We start from the raw sequence: 9976 nt of genomic DNA on the forward strand, positions 1-9976 counted from the left end.
ACGCCCGGTTACATTCCGAACCCGGAAGCTAAGCCTCACAGCGCCGATGGTACTGCAGGGGGGACCCTGTGGGAGAGTAGGACGCCGCCGAACAAATTTTCTGGAAGAGCCCCCGCCCGGTAATCGGTCGGGGGCTTTTCTGTTGTAAGGTCGACGTGAAAAGTTGCCATACGTGACAGGAGGCCCCCCGGGTGGAGGTCCAGGAGACGCGGGTCCAGACCGATCGCGTCCTCACCATCCCCAACCTGCTGAGCATGGGCCGGCTGGTCGGTGTTCCGCTGTTCCTCTGGCTGATCCTCTGGCCGGTGTTCGACGGTCCGAACAACGACGGGTGGGCGTTGCTGATCCTGATGCTCAGTGGCATCAGTGATTACCTGGACGGGAAACTCGCGCGCAGGTGGGGGCAGATCAGCCGGGTGGGGCAGCTGCTCGACCCGCTGGCGGACCGGCTCTATGTGCTTTCCACCCTGGTCGGCCTGACCTGGCGTGAGATCCTGCCGTGGTGGCTGACGGCGATCCTGCTGGCGCGCGAAGTGTTTATCGCGGGGCTGCTGCCGATCCTCAACCGGCACGGCTACGGGCCGTTGCAGGTGAGTTTCCTGGGGAAGGCCGCGACATTCAATCTGATGTACGCGTTCCCCCTTCTGCTGCTCGGTGCCGGTGACAGCTGGATCGCCCGGCCGGCCGAGATCGTGAGTTGGGCGTTCATCTGGTGGGGCGCCACGCTGTACTGGTGGGCCGCCATTCTTTACGCGGTCCAGGTGCGACAGATCGTCCGCGGCGGCCCGGCCTCCTCGCCGTCCACGGTCTGAGACGTGATCTGAGAGAAGTCCCACGTCGCCACGGTGCGTCGGACGATATCTTCCGGGTAGACCTCCACTGGAACGGTTTGATGGACCTGAACGGTCCACCACCGCGAAGGAGGACGCACCCGTAATGAAAGCCGTTGTTATGGCAGGGGGCGAAGGCACTCGACTTCGCCCGATGACCTCCAGCATGCCGAAGCCGCTGCTTCCGGTCGCCAATATGCCGATCATGGAGCACGTGCTTCGGTTGCTGAAGCGGCACGGTCTCTCCGACACCGTCGTGACCGTCCAGTTCCTGGCCTCACTGGTGAAGAACTACTTCGGTGACGGCGAAGAGCTGGGCATGCACCTCACCTATGCGAACGAGGAGACTCCACTCGGCACTGCGGGGAGTGTCAAGAACGCCGAGGACGCCCTGAAGGACGACTCCTTTCTGGTGATCTCCGGTGACGCTTTGACGGACTTCAACCTCTCGGAATTGATCGAGTTCCACCGCAGCAAGAACGCATTGGTCACCGTCTGTCTCACCAGGGTGCCGAATCCCCTGGAGTTCGGTATCACGATCACCGACGACGAGGGCCGGGTCGAGCGCTTCCTGGAGAAGCCGACCTGGGGCCAGGTCTTCTCGGACACGGTGAACACCGGTATCTACGTGATGGAGCCCGAGGTCTTCGACTACGTCGCGGCCGGCGAGTCGGTCGACTGGTCGAGCGATGTGTTCCCGCAGTTGCTCAAGGAGGGCAAGCGGGTCTACGGCTACGTCGCCGAGGGCTACTGGGAGGACGTGGGCACCCACGAGAGCTACGGCAAGGCCCAGGCGGACGTCCTGGACGGCAAGGTCGAGGTCGAGCTGGACGGTTTCGAGATCTCGCCGGGCGTCTGGGTGGCCGAGGGAGCCGAGGTGGACCCGGAGGCGATTCTCCGCGGTCCGCTGTACATCGGCGACTACGCCAAGGTCGAGGCGGGCGTCGAGATCCGCGAGCACACGGTGCTCGGCAGCAACGTCGTGGTCAAACGCGGCGCCTTCCTCCACAAGGCGGTCGTGCACGACAACGTCTACATCGGGCCGCAGAGTAATCTGCGGGGCTGTGTGGTCGGCAAGAACACCGATGTGATGCGGGCCGCGCGGATCGAGGACGGCGCGGTGATCGGGGACGAGTGCCTGGTCGGCGAGGAGTCGATCATCGGGGCCAACGTCCGGGTCTACCCGTTCAAGACCATCGAGGCCGGCGCGGTCGTCAACACCTCGGTGATCTGGGAGTCCCGGGGGCAGGAGCACCTGTTCGGGGTGCGCGGTGTCTCCGGCATCCTCAACGTCGAGATCACCCCGGAGCTGGCCGTCCGGCTGGCCGGGGCGTACGCGACGACCCTGAAGAAGGGGGCGACCGTCACCATCGCGCGTGACCACTCGCGTGGCGCGCGGGCCCTCAAGCGGGCGATGATCTCGGCGTTGCAGACCAGCGCGATCGACGTCCGCGACCTGGAGAACGTGCCGATGCCGGTGGCGCGTCAGCACACCGCGCGGGGCAGTGCCGGCGGGATCTTCCTGCGCACCACCCCCGGGGTGCCGGACTCGCTGGACATCCTGTTCTTCGACGAGCGCGGCGCCGATCTGTCCCAGGCCGGGCAGCGCAAGCTCGACCGGGTCTACGCACGCCAGGAGTACCGGCGCGCGTTCCCGGGCGAGATCGGTGACCTGACCTTCCCGTCGAGCGTCTTCGACGGCTACGCGGGCAACCTGCTGCGGGCCGTGGACACCACCGGCGTGCGGGAGGCGGGTCTGAAGGTGGTCGTCGACACCGCGCACGGCAGCGCGGGACTCGTCCTCCCGAGCATCCTCGGCCGGCTCGGGGTGGAGGCGCTGACCGTCTCCGGCGGGCTGGACGAGGCACGGCCGACGGAGGACGCCGAGGAGCGGCGGGCCGGCCTGGCCCGGCTCGGCGAGCTGGTGGCGTCCTCGCGTGCCGCCTTCGGCGTGCGGTTCGACCCGGTGGGCGAGCGGGTGGCCTTCGTGGACGAGCTCGGCCGGGTGATCGACGACGACCGGGCGCTGCTGGTCCTGCTGGACCTGGTCGCGGCGGAGCGGCGCAGCGGGCAGGTCGCGCTCCCGGTAACCACGACCCGGATCGCCGAGCAGGTCGCGGCGTACCACGGCACGCAGGTCATCTGGACCACGACGACGCCGGACGACCTGGCCAAGGCGGCGGCCGCCGAGGGCACGGTGTTCGGTGGCGACGGCCGCGGCGGCTTCGTGGTGCCGGAGTTCAGCGGAGTGCTGGACGGGGCGGCGGCCTTCGTCCGCCTGGTGGGCCTGGTGGCCCGCACCCAGCTCACGCTGAGCCAGATCGACGCGCGGATCCCGCAGGCGCACATCCGCCGCCGGGACATCGCGACGCCGTGGGCGGCGAAGGGCATGGTGATGCGCTCGGTGGTGGAGGCGGCCGGCAGTCGGACGCTGGACACCACGGACGGTGTGCGCGTGGTCGAGGCGGACGGGCGGTGGACGCTGGTGCTGCCGGATCCGGCCGAGGCGGTCACCCACCTGTGGGCGGAGGGGCCGGACGACGCGGCGACCGAGGCCCTGCTCGACGAGTGGGCGGCGGTGGTGGACAGCGCCGGGCGCTGACCCGAAGGCGGGGCGGAGCGGCGGTGGCCGCTCCGCCCCGATGCCCGTTTCGAGCGATTGGTCGCGTTCCGCCACATTTGGAATATGCGCAGGTCAGGGGGCGTGCGCGGGGCCCGCGCGCGACATGGGACGATGGTCGGCATGTCAGCGACGCCGGGGCCGGGTGCCAGCAGTGGACGGTACAACCGTCCGGATGCCTCGATGTCCCTGCTGACCAATGTGATGGACCACAGCCTCGACGAGGGGTACGCCGAGGCGGCGGCCGCGCGGGGCGGGGACGGGCCGTACCGGATACCGGGGACGCTGCGCGGGCTGGTCTCGCTGGGCGCCGGGCTGGCGCTGGTGGGCGGGGTCATCACGGTCGGGGCGGTGAACGCGCACAAGGCGGAGCCGACGCTGGCCAAGGAGCGCGACGCCCTGATCCACCGGATCAACGATGCCAACGGCTCGGCGGACCACCTCCAGCGGCAGGTCCAGGATCTGCGCCGGAAGGTCGACAGCACCCAGCGGCAGGCCCTGGCCCCGGGTGAGGGCGACCCGGCGGCGCTGGCCGGCGCGGTCGGGCTCGCCGAGGTCACCGGTCCGGGTGTGAAGCTGGTGCTGGAGGACGCGGCCGGAACGGGCGCCGGCGGGAACGTCGACCCCCGGGCCGGGCAGGGCTTCTCCAACAGCGGGCGGCTGCGCGACCGGGACCTCCAGCTGGTGGCGAACGGCCTCTGGGCCTCCGGCGCGGAGGCGGTCTCCATCAACGGGCAGCGGCTCACCGCGCTCTCGGCGATCCGCGCGGCCGGTGAGGCCGTCCTGGTGGACAACCGGCCGCTGGTCCCGCCGTACACGGTGCAGGCGCTGGGGGACGGACAGCGACTGCTGAGCGCCTTCGAGAGCGCCATGGCCGGCCAGTACCTGCGGCTGCTGCAGGAGAAGTACGGCATCAAGTCGACTCTCTCGGCCCAGAAGAGCCTGACGCTGCCCGCGGCCGTCGGGGTGAGCCTGCGGACCGCGCAGCCCGCGACCCCCGAGGCTTCGCCGACCGGCGCTCCGACGAGTGGTGCGAGCGGCTCCCCGACCGGGAGTGCCTCGCCGGCCGGGAGCCCGTCGCCGTCCGCCGCGGCCTCGTCCGGTCAGTCCGCCGGGTCCTCACCCTCGCCGAAGCCGAGCGGGTCGACCCCGGCCAAGCGCTCGCCGACCACGTCGGCCCGGACCACCACCTCGCCGCCCCCGGCGTCGTCCACGCCCGCCAAGGGCTCCCATTCGTCCACCGCGACCACCGGGTCGTCCTCCGCAGCGACTGGAGCAGCTACACCGTGATTGCCGTACTCGGTCTCGTGATCGGCGTCGTCGTCGGACTCTTCGTCCAGCCCGAGGTGCCGGACGCCGTGGTGCCCTATCTGCCGATCGCGGTGGTGGCGGCGCTGGACGCGGTGTTCGGTGGTGTCCGGGCGATGCTGGACGGCATCTTCAACGACAAGGTCTTCATCGTGTCGTTCCTGTCGAACGTGGTGGTGGCGGCGCTGATCGTCTTCCTCGGTGACCAGCTGGGCGTCGGCTCGCAGCTGTCGACCGGTGTGGTCGTGGTCCTCGGCATCCGCATCTTCTCCAACGCGGCCGCGATCAGGCGCCATGTCTTCCGTGCCTGAGCCGGGCCGCGGGCGCGCGGCGGAGGAGGAAGTGGACGGATCGGCGGGAGAAATCGTGCGGGACGAGAAGCGGGGGGAAAGGTCCTCGGGCGAGCCGGTGGCGGCCCGGGCGGAGGACGGGGCGGCGGCCGATGGTGCCCGGGAGCCCGGGGCACCGGTGTCCGGGCGTCCGGGCGGAAGCCCGGACGGACCGGTCGAGCGGCCCCCCGCGGCCAGGGTCGAGCCGGAGCCCGAACGCGTTCATGAGCGGGTCCAGGAGCCCGAGCGGGTGGCCGGGCCCGTGACGCGGCCGGTGCCCCGGGCCGCCCTGGGGCCCGTTCCCGAGCTGACGCCGGCGCGTGCGCCGGAGCCGGCGGCCCGGCCCGCGCCGGAGCCCGGGCCGGAGGAGTCCGGGCCGAGGCCCCTGCCGATCTCGGAGCCGGCGCGGCTGTCGAAGCCCGCGCCGGAGTCCCCGCCGGTGCCCGAGCCGGTGCCTGTACCGAAGCCCGCGCCGGAGCCCGCGCCGGAACCGGAGCCCGACGACGAGCCGGGGGCCGAGGACGAGCCGGATGAGGTCGAGCCCGCGCCGATGTCGGTGTCCGCGCGGGCGGTGGACCACCACTCCGGACGTCGGCGGCTCAAGGCGGCGCTGTGGCCGCCGAGGATGTCGCGCGGTCAGCTGGTGGTGGCCGTGCTGTTGTTCGCGCTCGGTCTGGGGCTCGCGATCCAGGTCCGCTCGACCAACGACCACCACAGCCAGCTGCGCGGGGCGCGCCAGGAGGACCTGGTCCGCATCCTCGACGAACTGGACAGCCGTCAGCAGCGTCTCCAGCAGGAGAAGGCGGAGCTGGAACAGTCCCTGGCCAAGTTGGAGAACAGCTCCAACCAGGCCAAGGAGGCCCAGGAGCAGACCAGGAAGAAGGCGACGGAACTCGGTGTGCTCGCCGGTACCGTGAAGGCCACTGGTCCGGGCATCGTACTGACGGTCGATGATCCCCAAGGGCAGGTGAAGGCAGATATGCTGCTGGACACCCTGCAGGAACTACGAGCGGCGGGGGCGGAGGCGATTCAGATCAACGATGTGCGCGTGGTGGTCAACACCTACTTCACGGACGTGTCCGGTGGCGGTGTGCAGATCGACGGCAAGAAGGTCTCGGCCCCCTACCGCTTCACCGTCGTGGGGAACCCGCAGGACCTCACGCCCGCGCTGAACATCCCGGGGGGTGTCGTCCGTACTCTGGAGAGTCACCAGGCGCGTGCGACGATCTCCCCGCAGCAGAAGGTGCTCGTCGACGCACTCGTCGATCCGAGGACGCCGCAGTACGCCAAGCCGGCTCCGAAGTGACCAGCACACTCGGAGTGCCACTCCCGCCGGCCCGATCCACGACCGGGCCCGCAGTCTGTCCGAGGTTCTCACCCTGCCCCACGGGCGGGTCTGTCACACGCAAGGGGATTCGCCCGTGAGTTTCTTCTCGAAGTTGTTCGGTCGTCACAAGGGTCGCGACGCGGCCGCGGAGGCGCCGACGGCGCTGCACCGCCGTGACGACGAGCCCGGTGTTCCGGGCATGCGCTCCGCCCCGGAGGGCGCGGAGTACGCCGAGCGCCCCATGTACCGGGACCCGGCCGGGGCACAGTACGCGGGGAATCAGCAGGCGGGCTACGGCGCGTCGGTTGACCCCTCCGGCGCGCCGCGCATAGGTTTCCCGTCAGCACCCTCAACCTCTGGTGGAGGGTTTGCTCCGGACCCGTACGCCGGGCACAACCCGTCGGGTGTGCCGCGCCAGGAGGCTGTGAACATGGCTGGCCCCACTCCGTGCCCCAGGTGCGGCAACCAGAACCCGGCCTCGGCCCGGTTCTGTTCCAACTGCGGTACGGCGCTGCGCGGTGGGCTGCTGCCCGAGGGATCGGCCGAGACCACCTCGACCATCTCGATCTCCGGCCTGGAGTCCTACGACCCCAACACCACGACCGGGACCGGCACGCCGGCGCTCTCGGCCGAGGTGCTGGCGGCGATCGACGCGCTGCCCCCGGGCTCGGCCCTGCTGATCGTCCAGCGCGGCCCGAACTCCGGCAGCCGCTTCCTGCTGGACTCGGACAAGACCACGGCCGGCCGCCACCCGCAGGGCGACATCTTCCTCGACGACGTCACGGTCTCCCGCAAGCACGTGGAGTTCCGCCGGACGCCGGGCGGCGGCTTCACCGTCGCCGACGTCGGCAGCCTCAACGGGACCTACGTCAACCGGGAGCGGATCGACGAGGTCGGCCTGAACAACGGTGACGAGGTGCAGATCGGGAAGTACCGGCTGGTCTTCTTCGCCAGCCACAACCGGGGGTACTGAAACCAACGTCGGCAGGAGCCCGAGTGAGTCCGAACACCCCTTCTTCTCCGCTCGGGGCGACCACCCCCGCGTCGTCCGGTCCCAGGCCGGACCAGGGCGCGCGGGGCGTGGTCGCGGCACCCAGACAGCCGGTCCGGCCGCCCGCCCGGCGGCGCGGCGGCGACGAGCTGCTGAGCATCGGCGCGGTGCTGGCCTTCCTGCGTGACGACTTCCCCGAGGTCACCATCTCCAAGATCCGCTTCCTGGAGGCGGAGGGACTGGTCGAGCCGCAGCGCACGCCCTCGGGGTACCGCAAGTTCAGCCCGGCCGACGTCGAGCGCCTCGCCTACGTCCTGCGGATGCAGCGCGACCACTACCTGCCGCTGCGGGTGATCCGCGAGCACCTGGACGCGATCGAGCGCGGCGAGGCACCGCCGGCGCTGCCCACCGCGGACACCCGGCCGGGCCCGCTGGAGGAGGCGGACCGCGAGCTGACCGCCGGGGCCGAGGCCGGCGCGGGGGTGCGGCTGGGCCGGGCCGAGCTGCTGGCGGCCGCCGAGGCGGGAGAGACCGAGCTGGCCGAGTGGGAGGCGTACGGGCTGGTCGCCCCGGGGCCGGACGGCGGGTACGACGGCGAGGCGCTGCAGGTCGCCAGGCTGGTCGCGGAGCTCGGCCGGTTCGGACTGGAGCCCCGGCACCTGCGGGCCATGAAGGCCGCCGCGGACCGGGAGATCGCGCTGGTCGAGCAGGTCGTGGCACCGCTGCGGCGGCACCGGAACCCGCAGACCAGGGCGCACGCCGAGGCCACGGCCCGGGAGCTGGCGACGCTCTCCGTCCGGCTGCACGCGGCCATGGTGCAGGCGGGTCTGCGGGCCCGTCCGTAGGGCGTCCGGCCCCGGGCCGTGCGGGCCGTCCGGGGGCCGCGTCCGCCACCCGCACCGGGGCCCTGACCAGCGCCGTCGGCGCTGCGCTTTCATATCCGGGTCGGGAGCCATAGGGTTGCGTGTGTGAATGAGCTCGACGTCGTGGGTGTCCGGGTGGAGATGCCTTCCAACCAGCCGATCGTGCTGCTCCGCGAGGTCGGGGGCGATCGGTACCTGCCGATCTGGATCGGCCCGGGCGAGGCGACCGCGATCGCCTTCGCCCAGCAGGGCATGACGCCGGTGCGCCCGCTGACGCACGACCTCTTCAAGGACGTCCTGGAAGCCCTGGGCCAGCAGCTCACCGAGGTCCGGATCACCGACCTGCGCGAGGGCGTCTTCTACGCCGAGCTGGTCTTCGCCGGCGGGGTCGAGGTGAGCGCCCGGCCGTCCGACGCGATAGCGCTGGCGCTGCGCACCGGGACGCCGATCTACGGGAGCGAGGAGGTGCTCGCCGAGGCGGGCATCGCGATCCCGGACGAGCAGGAGGACGAGGTCGAGAAGTTCCGCGAGTTCCTGGACCAGGTCTCGCCGGAGGACTTCGGCGGCAGCGGCCCGCAGTAGTGGTCCCGCGGCCGCTCCGGGGCGGCCCGGTGGCGGCCCCGTGGCCGGCCGCCGGCGCGGTGCCCGTACCCGGGATTCGGGTCGGCGGGCGATGGCTGTTTTGCCAAAAAACGCGCATCTACCCACACTGGGGGCACGAAAAACCACCCGCCTGAGTGATGTGGTCTGTTCGGCCCGGCGTGGCGATCGTTGACGGGCCATAGGGGACTGCCTACCGTCAGGAGGGGCTGCCCGGGTGTCCGACGCCCGCGGCCCGGTTTGCCCGCAGCACGAGTGGACGGAGGTAGGCATGACCGGCACTGGCGACGAAGTGGCCACGGGTGGCCTGTGCACCGTGCACCTGCCGCGCACCGCCCGGACCGTGACCGAGCTGCCCCGGACGGAGCTGGCGAGGGTGGGCCGCTTCCCGGCCGTGCAGCCCGGCCAGCCGGCGATCGAGCGGCTCTCACCGACCTCCGAGCTGATCGGCTACCGCGGACCGACCGCCTGCGCGGCGGCCGGCATCACCTACCGGCAGCTGGACTACTGGGCCCGCACCGGGCTGCTGGAGCCGAGCGTGCGCTCGGTGTACCCCGCGAGCAGCCACCGGCTCTACGGCTTCCGCGACATCCTGCTGCTGAAGATCGTCAAGCGGCTGCTGGACGCCGGGGTGTCGCTGCAGAACATCCGGGTGGCGGTCGCCCATCTGCAGGCCGTCGCCGAGGTCGCCGACCTGACCGGGACGACCCTGATGTGCGACGGCGCGACGGTGTACGAGTGCACGACGCCGCAGCAGGTGGTCGACCTGATGAAGGGCGGCCAGGGGGTGTTCGGCATCGCGGTCGGCGCGGTCTGGCGGGACCTGGAGCTGACCCTGGCCCGGCTGCACGCCGAGCGGACCGACACCGGTGAGACGGTGGTCGGCCACGACCCGGCGGACGAGCTGGCGCAGCGGCGCAACCGCGCGGTCTAGAAGTTCTCCTCGGGATCCTCGCGACCCTCTCCGCGCGACGCGGGGCTTCGTGACGACGCCGTGGGGGCCGGCCGGGGGCCCGGCGGGGCCCCCGGGGGGGGGGGGCCGGGGGGGCGGGCCGCGGGGGGGGCCGGGGGGGGGGGGTGCGGGGCTAGCGGGGGGGGGGGGGGCGGG

At 71.6% G+C, this 9976-nt stretch carries 9 protein-coding genes and 1 rRNA gene; all 10 read left to right on the forward strand.

The window, feature by feature from the left end; genetic code table 11:
* Positions 1-93 (forward strand): 5S ribosomal RNA (gene rrf, locus ACIQ9P_RS29305); the annotation flags it as partial.
* A 98-nt stretch (positions 94-191) separates the two neighbouring features.
* Entirely contained in the window at positions 192-812 is a 621-nt protein-coding gene (locus ACIQ9P_RS29310) for a CDP-alcohol phosphatidyltransferase family protein (RefSeq protein ID WP_402362556.1), read from the forward strand.
* Positions 813-936: 124 nt separating this feature from the next.
* Positions 937-3432 carry a sugar phosphate nucleotidyltransferase gene (locus tag ACIQ9P_RS29315; RefSeq protein ID WP_402362559.1) on the forward strand — a complete coding sequence of 832 codons (2496 nt, stop codon included), beginning with the start codon at positions 937-939 and terminating at the stop codon, positions 3430-3432.
* A 141-nt stretch (positions 3433-3573) separates the two neighbouring features.
* The gene (locus tag ACIQ9P_RS29320; RefSeq protein ID WP_402362562.1) at positions 3574-4740 is read left to right on the forward strand and encodes a DUF881 domain-containing protein; all 1167 of its coding nucleotides are present in this window, start codon (positions 3574-3576) and stop codon (positions 4738-4740) included.
* Positions 4737-5069: a small basic family protein gene (locus ACIQ9P_RS29325; protein WP_030062488.1), complete on the forward strand. Its 333-nt coding sequence runs from the start codon at positions 4737-4739 to the stop codon at positions 5067-5069. Before ACIQ9P_RS29320 ends, ACIQ9P_RS29325 begins: the two co-directional genes overlap by 4 nt.
* Positions 5070-5496: 427 nt before the next feature.
* Positions 5497-6393: a DUF881 domain-containing protein gene (locus tag ACIQ9P_RS29330; protein ID WP_402363039.1), complete on the forward strand. Its 897-nt coding sequence runs from the start codon at positions 5497-5499 to the stop codon at positions 6391-6393.
* A 451-nt stretch (positions 6394-6844) separates the two neighbouring features.
* Positions 6845-7387 carry an FHA domain-containing protein gene (locus tag ACIQ9P_RS29335; RefSeq protein WP_030397899.1) on the forward strand — a complete coding sequence of 181 codons (543 nt, stop codon included), beginning with the start codon at positions 6845-6847 and terminating at the stop codon, positions 7385-7387.
* 170 nt (positions 7388-7557) lie between these two features.
* On the forward strand, positions 7558-8250 hold the full coding sequence (locus ACIQ9P_RS29340; protein ID WP_402363041.1) for a MerR family transcriptional regulator: 693 nt from the start codon (positions 7558-7560) through the stop codon (positions 8248-8250).
* Between the two features lie 123 nt (positions 8251-8373).
* Positions 8374-8850 (forward strand): bifunctional nuclease family protein, encoded by a 477-nt coding sequence (locus ACIQ9P_RS29345; protein ID WP_030303568.1) that lies wholly within the window; start codon positions 8374-8376, stop codon positions 8848-8850.
* 289 nt (positions 8851-9139) lie between these two features.
* On the forward strand, positions 9140-9802 hold the full coding sequence (locus tag ACIQ9P_RS29350; RefSeq protein ID WP_402362565.1) for a MerR family transcriptional regulator: 663 nt from the start codon (positions 9140-9142) through the stop codon (positions 9800-9802).
* Positions 9803-9976: the final 174 nt, after the last annotated feature.

The sequence above is a fragment of the Kitasatospora sp. NPDC094019 genome (assembly GCF_044764505.1).
In the GTDB taxonomy this organism is placed as follows: domain Bacteria; phylum Actinomycetota; class Actinomycetes; order Streptomycetales; family Streptomycetaceae; genus Kitasatospora.

Excerpts from the sequence above, each read along its gene's own strand:
- ACIQ9P_RS29335 (WP_030397899.1), top strand. The coding sequence starts at position 6,845 with ATGGCTGGCCCCACTCCGTGCCCCAGGTGCGGCAACCAGAACCCGGCC.
- ACIQ9P_RS29320 (WP_402362562.1), top strand. The coding sequence starts at position 3,574 with ATGTCAGCGACGCCGGGGCCGGGTGCCAGCAGTGGACGGTACAACCGT.
- ACIQ9P_RS29315 (WP_402362559.1), top strand. The coding sequence starts at position 937 with ATGAAAGCCGTTGTTATGGCAGGGGGCGAAGGCACTCGACTTCGCCCG.
- ACIQ9P_RS29350 (WP_402362565.1), top strand. The coding sequence starts at position 9,140 with ATGACCGGCACTGGCGACGAAGTGGCCACGGGTGGCCTGTGCACCGTG.